Origin of the sequence: Saccharolobus solfataricus (assembly GCF_900079115.1) — an archaeon.
In the GTDB taxonomy this organism is placed as follows: domain Archaea; phylum Thermoproteota; class Thermoprotei_A; order Sulfolobales; family Sulfolobaceae; genus Saccharolobus; species Saccharolobus solfataricus.
Genome location: NZ_LT549890.1, coordinates 418,519 through 442,074 on the forward strand (window position 1 = coordinate 418,519; position 23,556 = coordinate 442,074).

The 23,556-nt window shown below is 33.4% G+C and carries 25 protein-coding genes; 21 read left to right on the plus strand and 4 right to left on the minus strand.

Features of this window, described 5'->3' with window-relative positions; all coding sequences use genetic code 11:
• Positions 1-22: 22 nt before the first annotated feature.
• The 6 genes from SSOP1_RS02420 (at position 23) to SSOP1_RS02445 (ending at position 4,243) form a co-directional block, all read left to right on the plus strand.
• The gene (locus SSOP1_RS02420; protein WP_039698596.1) at positions 23-307 is read left to right on the plus strand and encodes a twin-arginine translocase TatA/TatE family subunit; all 285 of its coding nucleotides are present in this window, start codon (positions 23-25) and stop codon (positions 305-307) included.
• Positions 308-343: 36 nt separating this feature from the next.
• Complete coding sequence (locus SSOP1_RS02425; RefSeq protein ID WP_010922998.1) at positions 344-661, plus strand: twin-arginine translocase TatA/TatE family subunit; 318 nt, start codon at positions 344-346, stop codon at positions 659-661.
• On the plus strand, positions 645-1,529 hold the full coding sequence (gene tatC / locus SSOP1_RS02430; protein ID WP_010922999.1) for a twin-arginine translocase subunit TatC: 885 nt from the start codon (positions 645-647) through the stop codon (positions 1,527-1,529). Before SSOP1_RS02425 ends, tatC begins: the two co-directional genes overlap by 17 nt.
• 133 nt (positions 1,530-1,662) lie before the next feature.
• The gene (locus SSOP1_RS02435) at positions 1,663-2,619 is read left to right on the plus strand and encodes an ABC transporter substrate-binding protein (protein WP_010923000.1); all 957 of its coding nucleotides are present in this window, start codon (positions 1,663-1,665) and stop codon (positions 2,617-2,619) included.
• Entirely contained in the window at positions 2,620-3,606 is a 987-nt protein-coding gene (locus SSOP1_RS02440) for a FecCD family ABC transporter permease (RefSeq protein WP_010923001.1), read from the plus strand.
• Positions 3,584-4,243, plus strand: coding sequence for an ABC transporter ATP-binding protein (locus SSOP1_RS02445; RefSeq protein ID WP_010923002.1), 660 nt, complete (start codon positions 3,584-3,586; stop codon positions 4,241-4,243). The genes SSOP1_RS02440 and SSOP1_RS02445 overlap by 23 nt, the downstream gene beginning before the upstream one ends.
• A 140-nt stretch (positions 4,244-4,383) precedes the next feature.
• Here SSOP1_RS02445 and SSOP1_RS02450 read toward each other — a convergent pair whose 3' ends face one another.
• Positions 4,384-5,157 carry an ATP-binding cassette domain-containing protein gene (locus SSOP1_RS02450; protein WP_010923003.1) on the minus strand — a complete coding sequence of 258 codons (774 nt, stop codon included), beginning with the start codon at positions 5,155-5,157 and terminating at the stop codon, positions 4,384-4,386.
• Between the two features lie 145 nt (positions 5,158-5,302).
• Between SSOP1_RS02450 and pstS the strand changes: the two genes are divergently transcribed.
• From pstS to SSOP1_RS02490, 8 genes are all read left to right on the plus strand, one after another.
• Entirely contained in the window at positions 5,303-6,520 is a 1,218-nt protein-coding gene (gene pstS / locus SSOP1_RS02455) for a phosphate ABC transporter substrate-binding protein PstS (protein WP_010923004.1), read from the plus strand.
• Positions 6,521-6,522: 2 nt separating this feature from the next.
• Entirely contained in the window at positions 6,523-7,407 is an 885-nt protein-coding gene (pstC, locus tag SSOP1_RS02460; RefSeq protein WP_010923005.1) for a phosphate ABC transporter permease subunit PstC, read from the plus strand.
• A complete protein-coding gene (locus SSOP1_RS02465) occupies positions 7,404-8,222 on the plus strand; it encodes a PstA family ABC transporter permease (RefSeq protein ID WP_010923006.1) in 819 nt (272 codons plus the stop codon). Before pstC ends, SSOP1_RS02465 begins: the two co-directional genes overlap by 4 nt.
• A gap of 223 nt (positions 8,223-8,445) precedes the next feature.
• Positions 8,446-9,471, plus strand: a complete 1,026-nt coding sequence (locus SSOP1_RS02470) for a pyridoxal-phosphate dependent enzyme (RefSeq protein ID WP_012717377.1) — start codon at positions 8,446-8,448, stop codon at positions 9,469-9,471.
• Positions 9,468-10,130, plus strand: a complete 663-nt coding sequence (locus SSOP1_RS02475; RefSeq protein WP_010923008.1) for a DUF72 domain-containing protein — start codon at positions 9,468-9,470, stop codon at positions 10,128-10,130. Before SSOP1_RS02470 ends, SSOP1_RS02475 begins: the two co-directional genes overlap by 4 nt.
• A gap of 84 nt (positions 10,131-10,214) precedes the next feature.
• Complete coding sequence (gene proC, locus SSOP1_RS02480) at positions 10,215-11,039, plus strand: pyrroline-5-carboxylate reductase (protein WP_012713866.1); 825 nt, start codon at positions 10,215-10,217, stop codon at positions 11,037-11,039.
• Positions 11,040-11,093: 54 nt separating this feature from the next.
• Complete coding sequence (locus tag SSOP1_RS02485; RefSeq protein WP_010923010.1) at positions 11,094-13,250, plus strand: hypothetical protein; 2,157 nt, start codon at positions 11,094-11,096, stop codon at positions 13,248-13,250.
• Positions 13,247-14,857, plus strand: a complete 1,611-nt coding sequence (locus tag SSOP1_RS02490) for a hypothetical protein (protein ID WP_009991387.1) — start codon at positions 13,247-13,249, stop codon at positions 14,855-14,857. The genes SSOP1_RS02485 and SSOP1_RS02490 overlap by 4 nt, the downstream gene beginning before the upstream one ends.
• Here the strand turns inward: SSOP1_RS02490 and SSOP1_RS02495 are convergent.
• Positions 14,838-16,100 (minus strand): hypothetical protein, encoded by a 1,263-nt coding sequence (locus SSOP1_RS02495; RefSeq protein ID WP_009991388.1) that lies wholly within the window; start codon positions 16,098-16,100, stop codon positions 14,838-14,840. The two genes, SSOP1_RS02490 and SSOP1_RS02495, sit on opposite strands and share 20 nt — an antisense overlap.
• Before the next feature lie 56 nt (positions 16,101-16,156).
• On the opposite strand from SSOP1_RS02495, the gene SSOP1_RS02500 reads away from it, so the two are divergent.
• The gene (locus SSOP1_RS02500; RefSeq protein ID WP_009991389.1) at positions 16,157-16,402 is read left to right on the plus strand and encodes a hypothetical protein; all 246 of its coding nucleotides are present in this window, start codon (positions 16,157-16,159) and stop codon (positions 16,400-16,402) included.
• On the plus strand, positions 16,387-17,052 hold the full coding sequence (locus SSOP1_RS02505) for a hypothetical protein (RefSeq protein ID WP_009991390.1): 666 nt from the start codon (positions 16,387-16,389) through the stop codon (positions 17,050-17,052). The genes SSOP1_RS02500 and SSOP1_RS02505 overlap by 16 nt, the downstream gene beginning before the upstream one ends.
• Before the next feature lie 15 nt (positions 17,053-17,067).
• Here SSOP1_RS02505 and SSOP1_RS02510 read toward each other — a convergent pair whose 3' ends face one another.
• A complete protein-coding gene (locus tag SSOP1_RS02510) occupies positions 17,068-17,757 on the minus strand; it encodes a hypothetical protein (protein ID WP_009991392.1) in 690 nt (229 codons plus the stop codon).
• A gap of 59 nt (positions 17,758-17,816) precedes the next feature.
• Here SSOP1_RS02510 and priX point away from each other — a divergent pair, with 59 nt between their 5' ends.
• The 5 genes from priX (at position 17,817) to SSOP1_RS02535 (ending at position 23,400) form a co-directional block, all read left to right on the plus strand.
• The gene (priX, locus tag SSOP1_RS02515; protein WP_009991394.1) at positions 17,817-18,281 is read left to right on the plus strand and encodes a DNA primase noncatalytic subunit PriX; all 465 of its coding nucleotides are present in this window, start codon (positions 17,817-17,819) and stop codon (positions 18,279-18,281) included.
• An 82-nt stretch (positions 18,282-18,363) separates the two neighbouring features.
• Positions 18,364-18,567, plus strand: coding sequence for a hypothetical protein (locus SSOP1_RS02520; RefSeq protein WP_009991395.1), 204 nt, complete (start codon positions 18,364-18,366; stop codon positions 18,565-18,567).
• A 128-nt stretch (positions 18,568-18,695) separates the two neighbouring features.
• Positions 18,696-19,619 (plus strand): hypothetical protein, encoded by a 924-nt coding sequence (locus tag SSOP1_RS02525; protein ID WP_009991396.1) that lies wholly within the window; start codon positions 18,696-18,698, stop codon positions 19,617-19,619.
• Between the two features lie 38 nt (positions 19,620-19,657).
• Positions 19,658-22,462 carry a leucine--tRNA ligase gene (gene leuS, locus SSOP1_RS02530; protein ID WP_009991397.1) on the plus strand — a complete coding sequence of 935 codons (2,805 nt, stop codon included), beginning with the start codon at positions 19,658-19,660 and terminating at the stop codon, positions 22,460-22,462.
• 2 nt (positions 22,463-22,464) lie between these two features.
• Positions 22,465-23,400, plus strand: coding sequence for a nucleoside hydrolase (locus SSOP1_RS02535; protein ID WP_009991400.1), 936 nt, complete (start codon positions 22,465-22,467; stop codon positions 23,398-23,400).
• Here SSOP1_RS02535 and SSOP1_RS02540 read toward each other — a convergent pair.
• Positions 23,397-23,555: an AbrB/MazE/SpoVT family DNA-binding domain-containing protein gene (locus tag SSOP1_RS02540; RefSeq protein ID WP_063492718.1), complete on the minus strand. Its 159-nt coding sequence runs from the start codon at positions 23,553-23,555 to the stop codon at positions 23,397-23,399. The two genes, SSOP1_RS02535 and SSOP1_RS02540, sit on opposite strands and share 4 nt — an antisense overlap.
• Position 23,556 lies beyond the last annotated feature (1 nt).

The window sequence follows — 23,556 nt, forward strand, 5'->3', positions numbered from 1 at the left end:
CTTTTCTTATAAGGATGGGAAAATGTTAACAAACCCTTACGATTGGATCATAATACTAGTAGTAATTGCTGTACTATTCTTTGGAGCATCCAAAATACCAGAACTATTTAGATCGATGGGGAGAGCTGTTGGAGAGTTCAAGAAGGGTAGAGTAGAGGCCGAAATGGAGTTGCAGCAAATGCAAGCACAAAACCTTCAACAACCGTTAGTTCAACAACAGCAACCTAATGTTCAAGACCTAGAGAAACAAATAGCCGAATTACAGAAACAGTTAGAGGAGTTAAAGAAATCTAAGCAGAATCAATAAAATAATAAATACTTTTTTTACTTAGGTGAGATAGGAATGATTAGCAACTTAAGTGACTTTTTAGTAGTGGTAGTTGTGTTTATACTGTTGATGGCCGGAGATAAAAATGCTGGAAATACCACTAAGTCAATAGGGAGGTTTTTAGGTGAAATAAGGAAAAGACAAAACGAATTCAAGAACGAGTTAATGAGGGAATTGAATAGTGTAGAGGCTACTAATAACACTCCTTTTACTGGGTCTAATTTCAAATACGTAAAGGTTACAAATCAAGAAAGAGTTAAAGAATTAGAGGCTCAAATAAAACGATTACAAGAGGAATTGGAGAGGCTGAAAGCTAGTGACGGAAAGAACTAGAGAGGTTGAAAAGCTTGAAGAAAGACCTTTAATAGAACATTTGAGAGAATTGGCGTACAGATTAAGGAGAATTTTAATTGCTCTCGCAATAACTTTTATGATATATTTCATGCTGGGTTTAGAATTAGTTAGAGTATATTTACCTTATCCATTCTTTGGTCTTAAATACGTTTTAGCGGAAGTTCCCGTTTTATACCCATCTCTATTTGATAGTATATCTGTACAACTGACACAGCTTTTCATATATAATGAGCTACCTAAAGGCGTGAAATTGATAATCATAAATTTGTTCGATCCACTTTTCGCATCCTTTTATATTTCCCTGTATCTGGCAATATTTACTACAATCCCTATCATTGTAAGGGAAATTTGGGCATTTGTAGCTCCAGGATTATATGAACATGAGAAGAAACTTTTCAAGAGTATAATATTTCCTGCCTTTTTATTGTTTGCCTTAGGTTCTGCCTTTGCTTACTTTCTTCTTATTCCCTTAATGTTAAGAATAATACTCTTATATGCTACTGCTTTAGGTTCTGCAGTGGAGCCAACTTTAGGCCTAAGGTCCTTTGTAAGTACAGTAATGACATTGCTAATTGCTACTGGATTGTCTTTTGAACTACCCTTAATAATGGGCGGCTTAACGGGCGTTGGAGTTGTAAAGTCAATTACGTGGCTTAAAAATTGGAGATGGGGAGTTCTAGTATCCTTTATTATCGCATGGATAATTTCACCAGGTACAACTGGAGGTATAATAGAAACAGTAATAGGAATAACCTTATCTACCCTATATTTTATTGGTGCATTAATAAGTAAGTTTATGGAAAAGGGTAGGAAGAAAGAATCCCAGAAAACTTTGGAAAGAATTTAGAAAAATTACGTGATTCGGTTTATGAAGTTTTAACCATACGACTAAGGCAGCCGATAGAATAAACTTCAATTTAATATTTTCTTATTCTAACTGAGCCAAAAAATTTATAGTTTGGATAGTCTATCCAGACATTATGCCAAGCGTAAAAGCGATTGGTACGATAGTAGCTATAATTATAGTAGTGAGTGTAATTTCCGTCTACTATTATTACAAGAGTTCTTCTACATTACAACCGGCTACTGTTAACAATAATCTTAGAATTGTATCATTAGCACCTAGTGATACACAAATTCTAATAAGTTTAGGCTTAGGTAAATATATAGTGGGAACTGATTACTATTCATACCAGTTATTGCAATCTCTTAACCTCACAAAGGATATACCATCTAATATTACAGTGTTTTCTCAAATATCTCCTCCAAATATTTCTGGCCTGCTACTATTACATCCAACGGTTATTGTAGTTGAAAAAGGGCTTATAGGAAGTTACATAGAGCAAATGAAAGAAGCTGGACTTAACGTCTTAATTACGAATAATGATTTTGCAAGTACCTATTCCCAGATAGAAAATTGTATATTAAAAGTAGGAGAGTATTTTAATGTAACTAGTAAAGCTCAACAGTTAATAGATTGGATGAATCAGAAAATAAGCGATTTCTCTACTGCAGGAAATGTAAGCGTAGCTTATTTATTATGGATATGCCCAGATTTAAGTTTCTACACCGCTGGCGGGAACGTTTTTATAAATAGCATAATTGTTCAAGCGGGCGGTATTAACGTTTTTGCGAACTACTCTGGCTATCCATTATTAACCCCGTCACCACTATTGATAATAAAACCCTCTGTCGTAATTGCGCAGGAAGTATATAATTTAACTTACACCAACTACTTAATTTCCCAATATAAGGGAATAAATAGTAGTAATCTCTATATAATAGGAAATCTAGCAACTAACCTATTAAATGAACCAGGACCACTTTCGGTGTATTCCATACAAGTTATTAAACTCATAATTGAGGGAAAGGCGCCACATTTCATTTCAGACAATTGGGTGATAAACAATCTTAATGTAACTCTGCCGGTGTTTTAGATGGTTCGTTTAAGTGGTATTTTTTTAATTATAGGATTTATTATTTCGTTTTTGCTTGGGTTACTCTACGGTGATGTTACTATACCGATTAGCGAGATTTTCCATCCTAGCGGAGTTTACGCTTATATATTGCTTAACATAAGATTACCTACCTTAACTGTGGCAATTCTCATAGGTGCAATCTTATCCACATCTGGGGCAGTTCTTCAGATGTTATTGAGAAATCCACTCGTAGATCCCTATATAAGTGGGACAGCATCTGGTGGGGCTTTTGGGGCAGTTCTTACGTATTTACTGCTGATGCTTAATTTGCCCTTTTCATGGATAATATACTTCCAACCTTTGGTAGCATTCTTCACTGCAACGCTAGCAACCTTGATAACCATAATGATTGGAAAGAAATCAGGATATCTTGGTCTTGTGATTGGTGGTGTTTTAGTCTCGTTCATTTTCTCATCTCTGGTAACGGTCATATTATCAGTAATGAGCGCTAAATATCCTCAAATACCCCCACTTACCTTTTGGCTCTTGGGAGATATTAGCGTAGTTGGCTGGTTTAATGCCATAATATTATCATTATTTGCCATTCTCTTACTTTACTTTAGCCTATCAAATTCTAGATTGATAGACTTACTATCAATAAGTGATGAGATTAGTTATTCTCAAGGGGTAAATCCTAATAAGCAGAGAGTCTTCTGGCTATTATTCATAAGTCTTGTAGTAGCTTACTGTGTTTCAATAGCCGGTATTATAGGATTTTTAGGCATAATAGTTCCACATATTATTAGGAGATTAATTGGAGGAAACACAAGCCAGCTAGTGATGTATTCCTCACTATTAGGTTCAACAATCTTAATTCTAAGTAACATTTTATCTCATGGTATATTTGGTTATTTTATTCCTCTAACTGCGCTTCTTTCAATCATGGGAGCTCCAATAATGATATTCGCGTTGGTGAGAAAAGATGTTAACGTTGAGGAATATTAGTGTAAGATTAGGAGGCAAATTAATTTTGTCAAGCATTTCTTTTAGTGCAGTAAAAGGTATTAATGTGATTTTAGGACCAAATGGAAGTGGTAAGACTACGCTACTAAGAGCGATAATTGGGATGATAAAGTATGATGGTGAAATAAGAGTCGATGGTGAAATATCATACGTTCCAGCTGAGTTTTTCTCTCCTAGTATGAAAGTTCTAGATGTATTAAAAGCAGGTAGAAAAAGGGCTAATTATGAATCATATATAAAGGAGTTAAATGTGGAGAAGTTTCTTGAGAGAGATTTCTCCACCTTAAGCTCTGGTGAAAGAAAACTAATCTTAGTAACAAAGGCTCTAGCTGAGGGAGACAATGTAATAATGGATGAACCTCTTTCAAATCTTGACGTTAAAAATAAATTCTTTGTGATGAATATTTTAAAGAAGTTTAACCATAAGACCTTTCTGATTACTTCTCATGAGCTAGAAACTTTAAGGTATGCTGATAAAGCTATCGTGATCAATAAAGGAAAATTGGAATATGATGGAGGAGTTAGCGATCTTTCTGACGATCTACTTTCCAACGTATATGGTATAAAGTTCAAAAAAATACAAGTTGACGGTAAAACATTCTTTAATGTTACGGGATAATAAGCGTTTAAAGGGAGGCAGAGTAATTTGTATTTGTAGTTAAAGCTTATGTTTCGATTAGATCACGATGTAGTTAAGTTTTCATTAGGTTGCAAATTTTTATAACTTAACTATGTTTTCATCAAAGAAATTAATTAAATCTAACTTATCCTACCTATAACGTATTTTTCAGTTAACTCGTTTTTTGGCGAGGTAAATATTTCATTAGAAGATCCCCATTCTACTAATTCTCCATTGTATAAGAAGGCTACATAATCAGCAACTCTTGCGACTTGCTGAGGATTATGTGACACAATAACTATAGCTATTTCATTTTTTAGCTCCGTTATTAATTTCTCGATAGCTTGAGAATTAACTATATCAATCATAGATGTAGGCTCGTCCATTAAAAGTACTTTTGGCTTAAGCGCAAGTGCTCTGGCTATTGTTAATCTTTGTTGTTGTCCACCTGAGAGTTGAGAAGCTGGACTATTTAGCCTATCATATACTTCTTTCCATAGCCCTACCTTTCTTAAGCACTCCTCCACTATTTTCTTTATTTCCCTTTTCTCTTTGATCCCGTGTGACTTTAGCGGATATGCTATGTTATCATAAATGCTAAGATGTGGAAATGGATTAGGCTGTTGAAATACCATTCCTACTTCTTTTCTAAGTTTTATAGCATCTATTTGAAAGATATCTTTGCCAAAATATAGAACCTTTCCATCAACCTTTATTTTACTATCATAGATCTCTATTAATCTATTCAAAACTTTTAATAATGTTGACTTTCCAGAACCTGAAGGCCCCATTATACCAAATATTGAATTATTAGGTATTTTAATAGTGATATCTTTCAGTATAGCTTTATCGTTTATATATAAATATAGTCTAGATATGTTAAATACGTCCTCTGCGCTTTTTCCAGCTTCCATTACGTTCTACTCATACTTCTATTTTTAATATATAAAAAGATAATCTATATAATCTATATATTCTACTATATCTTATTGAGAATACTATATATTATATACAATATGTTTATAATCCTACTTCTAGTAGTTAATCTCAAGATAGGTCATGAAAGGGTTTTCAACTTTGGCAGTTGTGATAATATTAATAATAGTTGTTATTGCAGTGGCAGGGATTTTTTTCGTGATAAATTCCCAAGGTGGTCATAACACTACAACTACTTCAACAAGTTCATCTTTTTCTACTTCGTCACAAGCTTCATCATCTCAAACTACAGCCTCATCACAAATTTCGGCAAGTATTATAGCTGGTGGTTCTACTTTTGTTAATCCATTAATGCAAGTGTGGATTAAAGATTTCCAGTCAAATTATAATGGAATTCAAGTAACTTATAGTGCAGTGGGTAGTGGAGCAGGAGTGAATAATTTCTTACAAGGTGCCTATGACATAGGAGCTACAGATGTTCCTCCGCCCAGTAATTTGTATCAGCAATTAACTCAAAAATATGGTGAAGTTCTCACAATCCCTGATGTTGTAGGTGCAGTGGATATAATATACAATATTCCAAGCTTTTCTGGTACCTTGAACTTAACAGCTGATGTTTTAGCAAAGATATACTTAGGGCAAATTCAATATTGGGATGATCCAGCAATAAAAGCATTAAATCCCCACTTTAATTTCACTCATCAAAAAATAATAGCAGTTCATAGAAGTGATGGAAGCGGCACTACCTTTATCTTTACATATTGGCTTTACACCTCATCTCAATCTTGGAGGAGTTCAAATGTTAGTTATGGTTATACCGTTAACTGGCCGGTAGATAAACTTGGAAACGGATTAGGAGGTAAGGGAAGTGATGGAGTTACAGCATATGTTTCTCAAAATCCTTATTCAATAGGCTATGTTGAGGCACAGTACGCAATAGCGAAGAATTTAACTCCAGCGGCCGTATTAAATCCATCCACAGGCGATTATGTTTTACCAACTCAAGCTTCAATTGAGACCGCAATTCAAAACGCTAATTTATCTTCGCTTCCTTCTTCATTGACAAGAGATTTGTCTCAATATCTTTCAGTCTTCTTAAACGTTAAAGCACACAACGCTTATCCTATAGTGACGTTTTCATGGCTAGTTATTAAGGTAAATTATACCGATAAGTCTAAGGCAGAAGCGATTTACTTATTTTTGAAGTATATTGCAACTACTGGACAGACTGAATTACCATCGGGGTATATTGAATTACCATCAAATATTCAACAATTAATTCTACAAAATCTTAAGCTAATATCATATAATAATACGTCTGTTTATACCTTGGTGAGCTAAAAATGATAACAATTAAAAGAAAAAGAGAAAAATTTTTTTATTTTCTACTTATACCTTCATCTGTAGTAGTCTTTACTTTTATATTGATACTGAGTGTATTAGTGTATAATTCTATTCCTATTTTAGAGAAAGTTGGTCTTTCGATTTATACTAAAAATATATGGAATCCTATTTACGATCAGTATGGTGGTTTAGCAGCGATTTACGGTACGATAGTAACAAGTGTGTTAAGCGTAATGATATCTATCCCATTTGCTACTGCTTTTTCCATTTTTGTTAATGACATTTCTCCAAAAAAAGTTAAAAGTTTTCTAGTTAACCTGTCAGATCTTCTGGCGGCTTTTCCTACAGTGCTATATGGATTCTGGGGTCTTCTATCACTTGGCCCATTTTTATCTCGCACATTATTTACGTTTCTAAGCTCTCACGTTGGGCTTCACCAAACTACTAATGGACCTAGTATATTACTGGCCTCAATAATATTGGCAATTATGATAACACCTTTTGCATCTTCTCTCATAAGGGAAGTTTACTTTCAAGTTCCTAGGTCCTTTGAGGAAGCTGTGTATTCTCTAGGGTTAGGTAAGTGGGAGTTAATTACGCTGAAGCTTTCCTACATTAAAAAGGCTTTCTTGGGCGCATATGCATTAGCATTTGGAAGAGCAGTTGGAGAAACTGTGGCAGTAAGCCTTACAATAGGCAATGTATTAAACATTTCACCGAACCTATTTGAACCGGGTTATACGATATCATCTTTAATTATTAGTCAGTTTGGAACTGCGTATGGAATCCAGTATAATGCAATGTTTGCACTTGCGTTATTTCTTGTTGTAATAGGATTCATATTTGTAATAATCTCTAAATTAATCGTGAGGATGAGATCTTGAGAAGAAAAGATACTGTAATTGTCTCCCTTATAACATTATTAGTTATATTATTTTTACTTCCTATAACATTTCTTTTATACACTGTAGTTGTAAATGGATCAAAGGTTATAATTAGTTATGGACCTAGATTTTTTATAGATTTGCCTCCAAATCCCGGCGAGGGATTAGGCGGTATAGGTCCAGCTCTAGAAGGCTCTTTATACATGGTCTCATTAGCAGTGCTAATCTCAGCTCCTATCTCCATATTTACTGGAGTTTTTTTATCGTTCTTCGAAAGGTCAAAAATAGCTAGTTTAATTAGAGCAAGTTTAGAGCTAATGGTGGAATTCCCAACTATTGTCATAGGTATAGTCATATTCACAATTCTAGTTGTAGAAATTGGTTTAGGATTAAATGGGATTACGGCCGCTATGGCATTAGCAATTGTCATGTTGCCCTATTCAACTATACAAATTAGCGAAGCCCTAAGAATCCCAAAGAAGCTTTACGAAGAGGTCGCCTACTCCCTCGGTTTAACCACCTGGCAAGTAATAAAATTAGTCATGTATATAGGAAGAAGAGGAATAATAAATGGTCTATTAATAGGCTTCGCAAAAATAATAGGCGAGACTGCTCCCATAATTTTCCTCACTTCTTCCACTGCTAACCTTTATATAAAGACTTTTAATACAGCTGTTACTGGAATTCCAGTAATGATATATAATTATGCGTTTAGCGGCTACTCAAACTTAAACGAAGTAGCTTGGGGAGCATCTTTTGTATTAATAATTCTTGTTACAATAATATTTGTCGTAGTTAGAAAAATGGCAAAATAAGTTCACATTGTCATCATTGACCTACAAATCAATTAATTTAATTAACCTTCAAGAAGAGAAGGCATTAAACTGATTTACTTAATGTACGTTTAGTATATTAGGAAGAGAATTTATAGCTTAATAGTAATAATATGAATAAGTTTTATCATTTAACCCGTTCTTAGGTTCCTATATAATCAAAGCTAGCAAACTTGTTATATACTTTAGATTCGTGATTAGTAGTATGGTAAAAGAGGTTTGTATGAAATGCAGAAAGGAAAGGGAAAGTATATACGAGATTAAGTGTAACAAATGCGGAGGACCATTCGAGATCCTGATAGATTTTGAATTTGATAAGAATTCTGAGAGAGGTTTTCCCTATAGTGAAAAGATTTTCCCTTACATCAAACATTTCATATCCCTAGGAGAGGGAAGAACTCCATTAATTAAAAAGGGGAACATATGGTTTAAACTCGACTTCTTAAATCCATCAGGATCATACAAGGATAGAGGAGCAGTGACTCTGGTCTCTTATCTTGCGGAAAAAGGTGTAAAACAAATTAGTGAAGACTCTTCTGGAAATGCAGGATCAGCAATAGCTGCGTATTCTGCAGCTGCTGGTATTGAGGCATACATTTTCGTTCCTGAAACGGCAAAAGGAGGAAAACTTAAGCAAATAGAATCCTACGGTGCTCACGTTGTTAGAGTAAGGGGGAGTAGAGAAGATGTAGCAAAAGCTGCAGAGAATTCTGGTTACTATTACGCATCACATGTTTTACAACCTCAATTTAGAGATGGGATTAGAACTCTGGCATATGAAATTGTAAAGGATTTAGATTGGAAAATTCCTAATTATGTTTTCATTCCAGTATCAGCAGGAACTTTACTTTTAGGTGTTTATAAGGGGTTCAAGCACTTGCTAGATTCTGGTGTCATATCGGAAATGCCTAAAATCGTAGCAGTCCAAACAGAGCAAGTTATGCCACTTTGTGCTAAATTCAAAAAGATTTCTTACACACCACCAGACAAGGTTACCTCCATTGCAGACGCTTTAGTATCAACTAGACCATTTCTACTAGATTATATGGTAAAGGCTTCTAGTGAATGCATAGTTGTAAGCGATAATGAAATAGTAGAAGCTTGGAAAGAATTGGCTAAAATGGGACTGCTGGTAGAATATAGTTCTGCTACTGTATTTGCTGCTTATAAGAAATACAGTGTTAACGATGCAGTATTAGTTTTAACCGGTAGCGGATTAAAGGTATTATGAAGATTTTTGTTGGAACCTCTGGCTGGACGTATGACTGGAATGATGATGATACTTTAGAGTGGTATGTTAAGAATAGTGGGCTTAACGCAGTAGAGGTTAATATGTCGTTTTATCGATATCCTACAAGAAAACAAGTTGAAAGGTGGAGTAAATTTAAGGAGATTAGATGGATAGTAAAGGTAAATAGGAGAATCACGCACATGAAAAGGCTAAAAGATTTTCAGTCTTGGAAAGAGTTTCAACAAATAGTTGACTCATTGAATCCAGATTTTTATTTGTTTCAATTACCACCAACTTTTAAGAGGAATTCAGAAAATGAGAAGAGAGTATTTCAATTTGCTGAAGTATTAAAGGATAAAATGGCCGTTGAGTTTAGGGACATTCAATGGTACTTAAAGCCCCTTAATGTTACTTGTGTAATTGTCTCAATAGATTCACCAATAGGTACTTATGTTATAAAGAATAACGATTACATTTACCTAAGATTGCATGGAAGAGATGTTTGGTACACTTATGATTACTCTGAGAAGGAACTAAAGGAGTTAGCAGATAAAATAATCTCGTTGAATCCTAAGTACGTTTATGTGTTCTTTAATAACAATCATTGGATGCTTGATAATGGTAGATATATGCTTAAAATTTTAACTGAGAAATCTTAAAGTGTGTGATGATAAGGGACCACATGGAGTGGTGAAGATAACTTACCCGTCTGAATATTTAAGTTCCAGAGCATTTTGAAAATTATGGAAGATTTAACTATTGGAATATTAGGAGCTGGTAAAATAGGTTCTGCAATAGTAAGGGCAATAAGGCTAAAGTATCCTAGCATCCACGTAATTGCTACTGCGAGAAAAGATGAGACTTTAAGAAATGTAAAAGATCTAGAGGTAGAGACTACTAAGGATAATAATTATGCAGTTAATAAATCAGATGTAATTATCTTAAGCGTTAAGCCTCAGCATTTTCCTACTGTTCTAAGGCAAGTTGGCATAGAGTCATGGAGAGATAAGGTAGTAATTTCAATAATGGCAGGAGTTAAGTTATCTACATTATCTACCCTACTTAATAATGCTGAGGTTTATAGAGCCATGCCAAACATTAATGCAATAGTATATAAGTCTACTACTACAATTGCTGAGAATAACGGGAAAAGTAGAGAATTAGTGGAGAACATATTTAAGACACTAGGTAACGTATACTGGCTTCCAGAAGAATACTTGGATATTTGGACTGCACTAGTAGGCAGTGGTCCAGCTTTTATATCTGAAATTATAGATGCGTTAAGTTTAGGTGCAGTTGCTTGTGGAATGCAAAGAGAGATAGCCTACAATGCGGTTTTGGATATGATAAGTGGAACTATAATTATGCTTAAGGAGGGTAAAATAGATCATCCTATGCTATTACGTGATCAAGTGACTACGCCAGTCGGTACCACAATAAGGGGACTCATGGTTATGGAAGCTAAGAGCGTTAAGTCAGCGTTAATTGAGACAATAGAGGCATCATATAAGAGGGCAGTTGAAATAGGCAATGAGATTGACAAGAGTATTAGGAATAATAGCAAATAAGGAGGTGATGATTAAGCTTAATAATAACATGCGAAAATAATTATTGCGCTCAATATGGATAAGCGTATAGCGACAATCATATTGAGTATAGTAAATATTATAGGTATATTTGAATTTCCATTATACGAATCGTTCATAGGGTTCTTCTTTATTTCCTCCGCCTTGTCTATCCTTTATGAATCTCAACTGTCCTTGATTGTACCAACAGTTCTATTCGCATCATTAGTTTTATTACATATTATTACTATCCAATTACAAAAACTGATTATATTATCTATTCTGATGTTGATCTCGATTATTGGGAAAAATAATAAATGGATTTATTCAATTCTTATAACCCTTGCGCCGGGTTTAATTATAAATAATCTCTACCTCTTATTAATTGTATTGGCATTACTGATTCCCCTATTAATAAAACTTGGAGGTGAACCAAGGGCTATAATCATTTCGGGTATTTTATATTTAATCTATTCCGGTATAATATTTCCAAATAATGAAGCACTAGCTAATCAGATTTCACAGATATCATACTTTTATCTAATGTTTGGAATAATAGGGATAATTGTTGAAGACAAAAGAATTACTAGAATTACGTTAAGAAAAATTCTCCCATATTTGTCTTTCATTCCCGCATCTTTTGCATCAATAATGTTAGGATACCCAAGCGATTCTTCCTTTATTTATTGGTCAGCAAGCTCATTTTATTTCTCCCACTTATACTTACCTTGGATATACGAAATAGGTTATAATTCAAATCAGCACTTAATAGCAAGTTGGTTTTTGGCTTATCTTTTAACACTTATCATAAAGAACCCTTTGATAACAGCAGAAGTGTTTCTGGGAATTTTTACATTCTTATCCGGTTTAATATCATATTATGTCTTTAAGAGGCTTAATTTGAAATATCCACTACTTTTCTCATTGCTATATCAGATTAATATATTTAATCCTATAATATCTCACTCAATTTCGGTTTTTTCATACGCATTTCTACCTTTAGTCCTATTCTTTGCATATAATAAGAATAAAGTACTCTATTCAATTCTAACGCTAACTGCAGCATCTTCTATCCCGATCTTCATATCTACTCTGGTAATTCCATTAGTATACCGTAGGTATTACTTCCTATTATATGCTCTAGGTGTTAATGCGTTTTGGCTAATTCCCTTCTTAATCTTTGGTTACGATAAATTCACATTTAACGTATCTAACATAGAAATTCTCATCTCAATTATCTTAGTTTCAATATCTGTTCTTTTATATCAACTGAGATTTAAAAATATCGAAATACTATATATGATTTTTATATCATTTGTTCTATTAATATTAGGAATAAATACTGGACCATTAATTCTTCTTGCTACTATTTTAACATTAGGAAGTTTAAGGGATATTAGTATCCTTTACCTGACCTTGTTGAGTGGTCTAATTATTTTATCCGCTACTAGTTTTTCATACGGCGTAATTTCGGGTTATGCAAATACTACGTTTTACACATACAATCTGCCTAATTTACCCAAACCCGGAGAGTATGGGTTTGGAATTACGACGTTAGTTAATGATCTTAATCTCACCGCTAGTGGAATGCCCACCGAATCAATATCCTACAACGTTAGGTACTTTATATATAACTCACGTGTTATTGAGAATCCCCTATACTTTGGATTTCCAATTCCAGCGATACCTAACTACACTCCACAATTAACATTTTCATACATTTACTCAAATTCTTCAGTTAAGGTAATTTACTCACCTTTTAATAAACCATTAGGCCTTATGGTTTACTCTAACGTGACACCATCAAAAATTTCAATAGTGTTTCCAACGCGGATTGAGAACATTAGTGGAATAAAAGGTTTAGTAAAGAACTATACAATTCAGATTATTACCAATACTTCCTTAACCATAATAGGAGGTAAAGTAACTGTAGATAATAAGTCAATCTTTTCATCCTACTATAAGCCTAAAATAGTAACAAGTATCATGATTGGTGAAATTACTGAAGTTATAGATTCAAATTATTCAATTTACCTTCCGATACATGAGAGCTTAACTATTAACGGAAAAGTAGTAAATCACCCAATAATTCTCCCTCCAGGTAAGTATACCATAGTGATTTCTGATGAAAAGATTGAATATGTGAGCTATGCTTCAATATTCCTAACTATAGTATCTTTAGTGCTATTAATAAGAAGGGGGATGAAAGTATGAAAGCACTACTAGCATTCATCGTATTATTACTTTCCCTTTCTGCACTGATAACCTCATCTTTCTCGATAGTGATAATATCACCTAACATAGTAAAGATTTTATCGTATGCACAAGTTGGGAATAATATTTACAGTAGTCCATTATGGTCCAACGGAACTGCAACAGTGATTCATAATACGACTTATGAGTTAGTAGTAGGTTCTTCTTACAGTTATACTGTACAAGAAGTAAATTTTTCCAATTATTATAACTTCAATTACTCAACTAAGTATAGCTATTTATCAGGCGTTCAAGCAGGGGCTATAATACTAGGTGGAAATGTAGATTTGAAAAAACCAGCAAATCAACAGCCGTATGTATTAATTTATTCTGTAACTTCTGGCCAATTACTAGTAAAGACCCCTAACACTAAATTGAGAATTGTACTAAATAATCTACCTATTAGCGTAAGTGGTTTTCTTTCCATTCAATTTTCAAATGTAAATGGTAATTTAACAGTTGTCTATATTTCATTGAACGGCAACATTTCTAGATTAGTTTATATAACTCCTATACCTTGGTCTGAGGTGAAATATGCAGGTTGGTTTCAAAATTATGGTCTTTCCTACATATATTACATCACACTAGGTAAGTTTGCAGAAAGTCAACCGATGATAGCTGGAGAGACTTACTTATCACCAGATATTGTTAGCTCTCCAACATGGAAACTTGGAGTTGCCAAAATTATTAACATAACCCCAAATTACGAAACTGTAGAAGGTCTAGTAAGTGGTAGTTACGTGATTCAGTTCTACAATATGTCACGATTAAATTATCTCATTCTGACGGTTAACTTTACATATTATAATGGAAGTAATGTCGGGATTGAACTTTTAGGAAGCAATTTGAATTTGACAAAACCTGATCTCTCACAAAAAGTTTATGCTCTGTTATATTCAGTAAATAATGGAGAATTGCAAGTTAAGTTACCAAACTCAGCTTTTAAGATTATCAACAACACTTTACCAGTTATTAGAGGAGGGTTATTGAATATAGTGTTTTTGAACAACAATAATAATATAAGTCTATATGAAATTATTAACGGTAGTAGAACATATTATTTAAACATTACTACACCAATACCTTGGTCAAACATAAGTTATATTGGATGGAGAACCGATAATGGTATCTCAAGAATTTTCTTTGTTTCTCCAAATTTCATAATAGGATTACAAAGTCTTTTAACGTTCGAATTTTTAGGAAATAACGGCACTACTGTTCCGAATCAAGAATTCTATATCTATATTGGCGATAATTTATCATCCTTGCAACTTTATTATAAAGGTTACACAAATTCAGATGGTCAATTTTCACTTCCATTACCAATAATATTTCCCTCATCAACGTCTTATGAATACGTAAGGATAGTTTGGATTAACTCATCTACGAACATAACCCTAATAATACCATTAATAAAAGGCGGGAGTAATTTCTATATTCCAGCCAATATTATATCAGTAGAGGAAAAAAGTATGGATGTGAATATCAACTATTATACACTATTCTTATTTATTGTACTCGCCTTCTTATTAGGTGCATATATTTTTACTAAAGGAAAACGCTTCTGAAATATCCTAATCTTACGTAATTATTTAGAAACTCGTTAAACTTGTTAACATATTCGATAATAGGACAATTTATACATATTTCATCACTGTTTAAAATCTCTTTAGAATACCAGTATAGGATTGGATTAGCCAGTTCTATACGATTTGCCATTGTTCTCATCACTATTGGTATCGAGTAATTAATGTTAGTTTCTCTTTCTATTATATCCCTAGTTAACTTAGAGTAGTTACTCTTTGCGATGTAAGTGTTTAGTAACTTCATTAATATATTATCAAAAAATAAATAATCATCGTCTTCCATCATATATAGTGAAGAATATATGTATTCATTTACTGTAAATACATTCTTTTCATGAAGTTCTCCAAGATTTATATCGCCAATCTGAACAGTATTTCCATCATTACTTCTTAAGAACAAACCAACTCTGATATCATTTCTCTCTAAACTATTTTTATTATTTAGTATCTCAACTTCTTCGGTATGTAAATTACCTTTTTTACTTGCTGAGAACATCTTCACTCTATGCTTTACTAGTTTTAAATTTCTCTGTAACATACTGATAGAAGTTTGACCTAACACCTCAACATCGTTGTATAGCGCAGTGAAGAAAGTTAGGAATTTTCTATTTAAACTAATTGTAGAGAATGGATTCGAATTATTAAATCTATCCAATTTAAATAACGAAAGGACGTTGTATACTGCTCTCATATCTCTAATTTTATATGGTGTAACTTGATTGTTTTCAATAATAATTGGTGAAGAAGATAGCGATTCTATAATATCTATTATGCCTAATTCCAATATTAAAGACAAGTATTTTCTATCACCTAAGTACAATAAAGGAATAACGTGTTTTTGTGGAATTTCGATTCTCTTATATTCGTCAATTGATGGTAGTCTCGGTGTCTCTCTCTTTTTTCTCTTTGGCTTTTCTTCTCCTCTTTCCTCTATGCAATTCTCGAAGGAGACTTTTTGCGAGATCCTTAATTCTTCTATAGGTTGCGATATCATGCTTTCTATCTCATCTATTAGCTCGTATATTGCCTTGTGAACTGTGGTTCTAGTAAATCTTTTTGTTATCCTTCTAGCTATACCATCAATGCAGAGAATTGTAGTTAGCGTATGAGGATCTTCCTTGACTAGAACAATCGGTATCCCCTTATTAGTCTCCAAGGCGGTAAGAGTTCCCTCCAGACCGTGTTCTACGACATATTCGAGGAGCCGATAGGATTCTTCTTTCATTTTACCCTTTTATTATAGTTAACCATTTTTATACATGTTTTCCATAATTCCTTTAGATGGAAACGGCATTACAGTTAGCGAGAAAAGGGAAGATATTATATGCTCTTATGTTCCTAAAGGATTACGTAACGGAAAATCAGGATAAATGGGATAATTCTATAGAAATATGTAGAGGACTTCTAAGTGCGATAATGAGCATGCCTTCACTAAACGATGAGAGTTGGGGAATTTTTGTACCAACTATTAACTTAGATGACTTTGAAAAAATTATTTCTAGGGTAAATGAATGTATACGATATTAGCTTATACTGACACTATAGTTTTTAATGTTATTAGGAAAGCTGCATACGAAAATTTTTGTACAGTGTATACTATTAGATCCTATTCACCTTCAAAACTAGTAGCTTCCGTAGGTAATATTATGATTATTGTGAGTAGGAATAATAAGAGCGCTACCATAAGTGTAAAATGCGGAAACGCGAAAAAATCGTTTTATATCAAGGTAAACGAAAATAGGATAAATTTTGATGGAAATGAAATGGACACTAACTTATTTATTTATCATATTTCATCAATTGAGAATGAGTTATATGAATATGTAAAGATTATAAGCGAAAAATGCAATATGCAAGAGATTTGCCATAAACAAAAGAAGGGAATAAAAGAAATTTTAGTTGAGGGTAAAAAGATAAATATTGGTGAAGAGATTAAGCATAGTCTAGAGCAACTTTTAACAATACTCTATAAGAGAGAAGTTTCTGTTGAATGTAGTAAAAGTTCCTTATGTATTAAAAAAGTTATACTAACTAGGAGGAAAGTTTACATACAACTAGTGGATAGTGAAAAGGAAAATTATTGGTATCTTGAGCTGAATGATTTAATAAACAAAATGCCAGAGCACGCTCAGGAGATTCTTAATATTGAAGGACAAATTCGCGCTCAATCAATTTAGTTTTCTCATTATCTTTTATAGTCTTGCGTGTAACCTTTCGAAGAAGCTTAAATCACCTAGAGATGAAATTAAGACTGTCTTTACTCCTATACTATCAAGCGAATTGATAATTGAAAATATCTCATTCTCTACAAAAGAAGGTTGATCGAGGCTTTTTACTAATTCTCTATTCTTATCAGTCATTACTATTAAGTAAGGTATTGCTCTTTCAATAAGCTTTGGACCATAATACTTAATCTGATCTACATCTTTCATTCTAAGAACTAGGAAGAAATCGGCATTTGAATCCAATCTGGCCATAATTTCATTCTCATTTTTTCTTAAACTTATCATCATTCCGCTTTTTACACCATATTCTTTTGCCAAATTCACAGCCTCGTCTGATGACAAATAACCCACTTCTTTTCCGTATTTCGGTTTATCCCCCTTTGTGAAAGCTATTTGGGCATCTAACATCTTAGCGGTTATTGATAATGAACGGATAAATAATTCATTGACATCTAATAGCCTTTGGTTTATGATTATTGTTTTTCTGTCTAGAGATAGAGAATATCTAATTAAAGAAGCCACAAAAGTCGGTATAGGTGATGGCATACCCATGGGTGAGTCCGGTATATCAAATCCATCAAACGACGATAAAATTTTTATTTCATTTAGTAATTTTTCCGGTTTTTTCTTGGGATGTAGTTCTACTAATATTTGCATTTAGAGAAGTAGTACAAATTTTAAGCTATATTTTTTTCCTTGAAGACTAATCATCTATTGTGAGTCAAGAGAAAAAAGCCAAAAAAATTATTCTTCATTATCCTGATGATACACCAGCTGGATATATAGAGTATGCTGAGGGTTCTTCCTCAATTTATGATAATGAGGGAAATTTTTTGTTTAAAGTGGAAGGAAAATTTCCGCCACAGCCCAAAAAATCGTCAGATTATTCATGGATAGAAAAAGTTTTAGAGATGGGATTACAAGATTCAAGGAAGAGATTTATACTTTACGTTGCATCAAGATATTTAGTAAATGTAAAAGGCGTTAATGAAGATGAAGCCTTACAAACATTAAAAGAGTTCTATTACAAACTACAATCTGGGAAAGTTTACGAGTCTTGGTTAAAATCTGTAATAAACGGAGTTAAGAAGAAAGGATTGCTTCCTTGGTCGTTAAAGAGAATAGAGGAGAGGGATAAGGAAATGTACAATGAGATAATAAGAGTATTAAAAAATAGCTAAATTTCTTGAAAAACTTCACAATTAACAATTAAATTATTTATACGCATAAACTTTATAACCTTAATTTAAGTATGGGGATATTATGAAGGACAAGTATTCTGTTGTAACATGGCTATTGATACTAGTTCCTTTAACGGTATTCATCATAATAACAATATGGGTTATTGATTTGCTATTTTTAACTCCGCAGTGGAGGCAGGCAGTTCCAGCAGTTATAGGATTTGCAGTAGCATTTTTAGGATTAGGAGTGTTTATAAGAGGCAAATTTGGAAAATTTGTATTTTAATTTTGCCAAAGGTATCATTACTTAAGACTTTCATCATTTTTCAGACGCTGGCGAATCAATCATCTAACCTAAAATTATAGACAGAAAAATTTAAATCTTATTAGGGCTACCCTAATAATAGTGAGAAAATGATAAGCATATCCACACTACTAAATCCACCGGAAGGATTAACCATTTCAGAAATTCTTCTAATCTCAGTAATATTAGGTATGCTACATGGTGCAACTCCTGATGAACATACATGGCCAATAACGTTCAGCTATGCAATAGGTAAATATAGTTCAAAGGGAGGAATGAAAGCTGGATTTTTATTTTCCTTAGGTTTTACTATTCAAAGAGCATTTTTAACCACAATAGGTTTTATAGGTCTAGCAGCAATCTATGAAAAATACAATTTGGATGGTCCAGTATATACCATTGTCGGTATCGTTATGGCTATTGCAGGCTCTTATATCCTAAAAGGAAGATATTTGCATCTACCAATAGACGTTCTATTTAAAAGCAAATATCATAACACAAAAACTACTGGAGCAGAATTGCACGACGTGCCTTTAAAGATGACTATAGTTCATGGTCTAATTGCTGGTTTTGGTTTTGGAGCTTATGCTAGTATAATAACGTTTGTTTTAGCGCCTCAACTACCCTCAATAGTTTACGCACCATTACCTGGATTAATGTTTGGAATAGGGACAATGATTATGCAAATAATCTTTGGGGCTATATTTGGCAATATATTACGAGCAAAGAAGTTAACTGAGGAAAAAATATCATACGTTGCAAGGAAAACCGCGGGAAGAACGCTTTATTATGGTGGCTTAGTATTTACTATAGTAGGTTTGCTCATAATAGGGTTCCCCATTATTGATAATTTTGCAATATCGACTGGAAATCCAATACCTAATCTTGATGCTATAGATATAGGATTTCTATTAGTGATCAGCGTTGTTGGTATCATAGGTATAAGTAGTATAATACTAGGAATTAAAGAGGCTACTAGGTTATCTGGTACAAACCAGAAACCGGGTAGCTTATCTGGATACAAAAAGTCTTAAGTTAAAACGTTTTTAAGATCGAAAGGTATTTTAGTTTTATGTATAGTGATTTCTTCAACTCCATAGCTTTTAAATGGCAAGCGGAATGGGAGAAAAGTAAAGTATTCGAAACAAATATGGACTACTCTAAGCCTAAGTTTTTCATAACGGTTCCTTTTCCTTATACAAATAGTCCAATGCATGTAGGTCATGGAAGGACTTATATTACTGCAGATATTTACGCTAGATATTTAAGGATGAAGGGTTATAACGTATTATTCCCATTTGCTTTCCAATTTACGGGTACACCTGTTTTAGCTATAGCTGATTCAATAAGAAGAGGAGAGGTTGACGTGATTGAGTTCTTTAAGAATGTCTATGAAGTACCACAAGATAAAATCAAAGAGCTGGAAGATCCATATAAGTTGGCTGAATATTTTAAAGAGGAAATGAAAAATACAGCGAAAAGCATCGGTATGAGTATTGACTGGAGGAGAACCTTTACAACAACTGATCCTAGATTTGAGAAGTTCATACATTGGCAACTAGGTAAACTAAAGGAACTAGGTTATCTAGTAACTGAAGATGATGTTGTTGGATATTGTCCTAATGATGGTTTCCCAGTAGGTATGCATGATACAAGGGGTGACATAGAACCAGAAATCACTACGATGAATGTTATCATGTTTGAGGGCAGCGATTCCTATAATTTCATGGTAGCAACTTCAAGACCAGAGCTAATATTCGGAGTAGTAGCACTAATGGTAAACCATGATGCTAACTATGTGGTTGTCGAATATGAGGGCAAGAATTTTATAATATCGGAAAAGGCCTACAAGAAATTATCCTTTCAGAAGAATATGAAATTAGTAAAGACTATCACTACATCAGATATCGTTAAATTATATGCAATAAACCCAATAACTGGAAGAAAGCTTGAGATTATCAAAAACAAGTACGTGGATCCTTCCCTAGGAACTGGAGTTGTAATGAGCTATCCAGCTCACGATCCATTTCACTATTTAGCGATGACCGAGACTAATAAGGAATTTGAAGTAATACCAGTAGTAGAGACTGAAGAACTTGATGAGATACCCGGTGAAAGTGCAGTTTTGCAAACTAAGAATCCATATGCATTAAAGGACTTCATGGAAAGTATATACAAAACCGAATATTATAAGGGATATATGAAGGATATAATATTGTCTTTAGTCCCTGATTTCTTAAAACAATACGTAAAGGAAAACATCGTCGGAAAGCAAGTTCAAGAGGCTAGAAAAAATACAATAGAATTATTGAAATCCCTAAATATCTACGATACTATTTATGAAATCTCCAATGGTCCAATTTACTGTAGATGCGGATCTGAAATCGTGCCTAAAAGGATAAAGGATCAATGGTTTATAGCTTATGATAATCCTAAGTGGAAAGCGTCAGCACTTAAGGCTATAAATAATATCGAATTAATACCGAATCCGACTAAGACCGAGCTAGAAAAAATTGTATTTAATGCCAGAAAAGAACCTATAGGGAGAAGTAGAGGCATAGGGGTTAAATTACCTTGGGATGAGTCACAAATTGTTGAAAGTTTAAGTGATTCTACATTATACACTCTTCTATACACCGTGATCTATAAAATGCCTATTAACATCGAAAAGGAGATCTTTGATTTTATCTTTCTAGGAAAAGGAGATGCTAAAGAACTTGAAAGGAAGTACGGTACAGATCTTATCCAACTAAGAGAGGAATTCCTATATTGGTATCCGGTGGATCAAAGACATACCGGAAGAGATTTAATTCAAAATCATATACCATTTTATATTTATAACCATCTTGCAATTTTTGGTGAAAAGTACCTACCTAAGAGAATTGTAATCAATGGCTTTGTGAGAGTTGGAGGAAGAAAGATGAGTAAAAGCCTAAGAAACATTTACACATTATCCAAAGCAATCAAGGAATTTGGCGTGGATCCGGTAAGAATAGCGTTAACCTCAACTTCAGACCTACTGCAAGATTTAGACTTTAATGAGAATTTGGTAAATCCAATTGCCGAGCAACTGAAGAAGATTTATGATCTAATAGATAGATTGTTGAGCATAAATACTGAGATTAAAGAGTTAAGGACAGCAGACGAATGGATATCCTCCAAAGTTAGGGATATAATAGAAAAGGTGAATAATAATATCACATCTTTTAAGTATAGGGATGCCGTGAATTTACTTCTATATGAGATTTACGAGATTTTAAGAGATTATTTTGATCTAGTTGAAATACCCAATCAAGAGGTTATAAGGAAAATATTATCCATATGGATAAGGGCTCTTGCACCATTTGTACCACATATTGCAGAAGAATTATGGCATAAAATTTCAAGTACTTTTGTTTCTTTGGAAAAGTACCCAGAACCAAATGAATTAAATCTGTATCCAGATGCCATACTAGAGATATCCTACATTAATAAAATTATAGAAAATGTAAGGGAACTGGAGGATATTGTACATAAAAAAGCCGAAAAAGTAATAATATACATTAACGAGAGCGAGAAAGTCAAAGAATTAATGAAAAACGCAATAAAAGCTGTTAACGAGGAAATTCCATTAAGGGAATTCACTGCAAACACTGAAGATAAGATTGCAGAAAAAGTTTACGTTGTTGTATCGAAATTAGACAAAGCTATAAGAGATTATCTACTGAATAATGAAATAGATGAAGAGCAAATAATAGTAAAGAATATGAATTTCCTATTAAGGAGATTAGGTGTTTCAGAAATAGTAATATACAACGCAGAAGACCCAACGGTACCGGATGTAAAAGGAAAGAAATCTCAAGCATTACCTTTAAGTCCTGCTATTGTGGTAGAATAAGCATGAGACACTTTATAATAGATTGTGATACCGCTGAAGACGACGTATTAAGCCTATATCTTTTATTAAAGAACAACATTGACGTAGTTGCAGTAACTATTGTTGAAGGTAATATATCGTACGAACAAGAGGTAAAGAACGCACTATGGGCTTTAGAACAAGTCAACCGTGAAATTCCAGTTTATCCCGGTGCGAATAAGCCATTATTAAAAAATTACATAACAGTTGAGAAGGTACATGGAAAAGGTGGAATAGGCGATGTAACGGTTGAACCTAAAAGGTTAAAAGCCCAAGAGAAACATGCGGCATTAGCGATCATAGATTTAGCAAATGAATATGCGGGAGAATTGGAATTTTTAGCGATTTCACCTCTAACTAACTTAGCTTTAGCCTACTTATTGGATAATTCGATCGTAAAGAAAATTAAGAAAGTCTGGGTAATGGGTGGTGCAGTATTCGGAATAGGTAATATTACACCAGTAGCAGAGTTTAACATTTGGGTAGATCCAGATGCAGCTAAAATAGTATTTAACGCTGGTTTCGATATTACAATGATACCGTGGGATGTAATAATCAATTACCCAGTAACGGATGAAGAGTGGAATGTAATCAAAAATATGAAGACTAGAATGAGCGAACTTTACGTTTCAATGTATTTACACTACAGACAATACTCTTCAACGGTACAGAAGATAAATGGTCATCCTCATCCTGATGCAATTACAACTGCCATAGCTATCGATGGAAGTATAGCAACGAGAAGAGAAAAAAGGTTTGTAGTAATAGACAACACCGATAATATTACCAGAGGTATGACACTAGTGGATAGATTTGATGCCGACACTAGTTGGTCTGACAAACCTAATGCTGAAATAGTTTATGAAATAAATAAGAAAAGCTTTATGGAAAAAATTTATGATTTATTAAATTGGTTTTAGCTCTTTAAAATTTGAATTTTTACAACTCCTTCATTTTCATCGTAAATTACCTTAACTAAATCTCCTTCCTTTACTGGGAACTTCTGTCTTACTTTCGCTGGTATTGTTACTTGATAGTTACGAGAAACCTTTACAACTTCTTCAACTGGTAGCACT

Bases quoted from the DNA above. Each gene is read 5' to 3' on its own strand.
- SSOP1_RS02490 (WP_009991387.1), top strand. From the start codon at position 13,247: ATGAAAGCACTACTAGCATTCATCGTATTATTACTTTCCCTTTCTGCA.
- SSOP1_RS02450 (WP_010923003.1), bottom strand. From the start codon at position 5,157: ATGGAAGCTGGAAAAAGCGCAGAGGACGTATTTAACATATCTAGACTA.
- SSOP1_RS02420 (WP_039698596.1), top strand. From the start codon at position 23: ATGTTAACAAACCCTTACGATTGGATCATAATACTAGTAGTAATTGCT.
- SSOP1_RS02535 (WP_009991400.1), top strand. From the start codon at position 22,465: ATGAGACACTTTATAATAGATTGTGATACCGCTGAAGACGACGTATTA.
- SSOP1_RS02500 (WP_009991389.1), top strand. From the start codon at position 16,157: ATGGAAACGGCATTACAGTTAGCGAGAAAAGGGAAGATATTATATGCT.
- SSOP1_RS02510 (WP_009991392.1), bottom strand. From the start codon at position 17,757: ATGCAAATATTAGTAGAACTACATCCCAAGAAAAAACCGGAAAAATTA.
- pstS (WP_010923004.1), top strand. From the start codon at position 5,303: ATGAAAGGGTTTTCAACTTTGGCAGTTGTGATAATATTAATAATAGTT.
- SSOP1_RS02485 (WP_010923010.1), top strand. From the start codon at position 11,094: ATGGATAAGCGTATAGCGACAATCATATTGAGTATAGTAAATATTATA.
- SSOP1_RS02520 (WP_009991395.1), top strand. From the start codon at position 18,364: ATGAAGGACAAGTATTCTGTTGTAACATGGCTATTGATACTAGTTCCT.
- SSOP1_RS02425 (WP_010922998.1), top strand. From the start codon at position 344: ATGATTAGCAACTTAAGTGACTTTTTAGTAGTGGTAGTTGTGTTTATA.
- proC (WP_012713866.1), top strand. From the start codon at position 10,215: ATGGAAGATTTAACTATTGGAATATTAGGAGCTGGTAAAATAGGTTCT.
- SSOP1_RS02435 (WP_010923000.1), top strand. From the start codon at position 1,663: ATGCCAAGCGTAAAAGCGATTGGTACGATAGTAGCTATAATTATAGTA.
- SSOP1_RS02525 (WP_009991396.1), top strand. From the start codon at position 18,696: ATGATAAGCATATCCACACTACTAAATCCACCGGAAGGATTAACCATT.
- SSOP1_RS02445 (WP_010923002.1), top strand. From the start codon at position 3,584: ATGTTAACGTTGAGGAATATTAGTGTAAGATTAGGAGGCAAATTAATT.
- pstC (WP_010923005.1), top strand. From the start codon at position 6,523: ATGATAACAATTAAAAGAAAAAGAGAAAAATTTTTTTATTTTCTACTT.
- SSOP1_RS02505 (WP_009991390.1), top strand. From the start codon at position 16,387: ATGTATACGATATTAGCTTATACTGACACTATAGTTTTTAATGTTATT.
- SSOP1_RS02440 (WP_010923001.1), top strand. From the start codon at position 2,620: ATGGTTCGTTTAAGTGGTATTTTTTTAATTATAGGATTTATTATTTCG.
- leuS (WP_009991397.1), top strand. From the start codon at position 19,658: ATGTATAGTGATTTCTTCAACTCCATAGCTTTTAAATGGCAAGCGGAA.
- SSOP1_RS02495 (WP_009991388.1), bottom strand. From the start codon at position 16,100: ATGAAAGAAGAATCCTATCGGCTCCTCGAATATGTCGTAGAACACGGT.
- SSOP1_RS02470 (WP_012717377.1), top strand. From the start codon at position 8,446: ATGGTAAAAGAGGTTTGTATGAAATGCAGAAAGGAAAGGGAAAGTATA.
- SSOP1_RS02475 (WP_010923008.1), top strand. From the start codon at position 9,468: ATGAAGATTTTTGTTGGAACCTCTGGCTGGACGTATGACTGGAATGAT.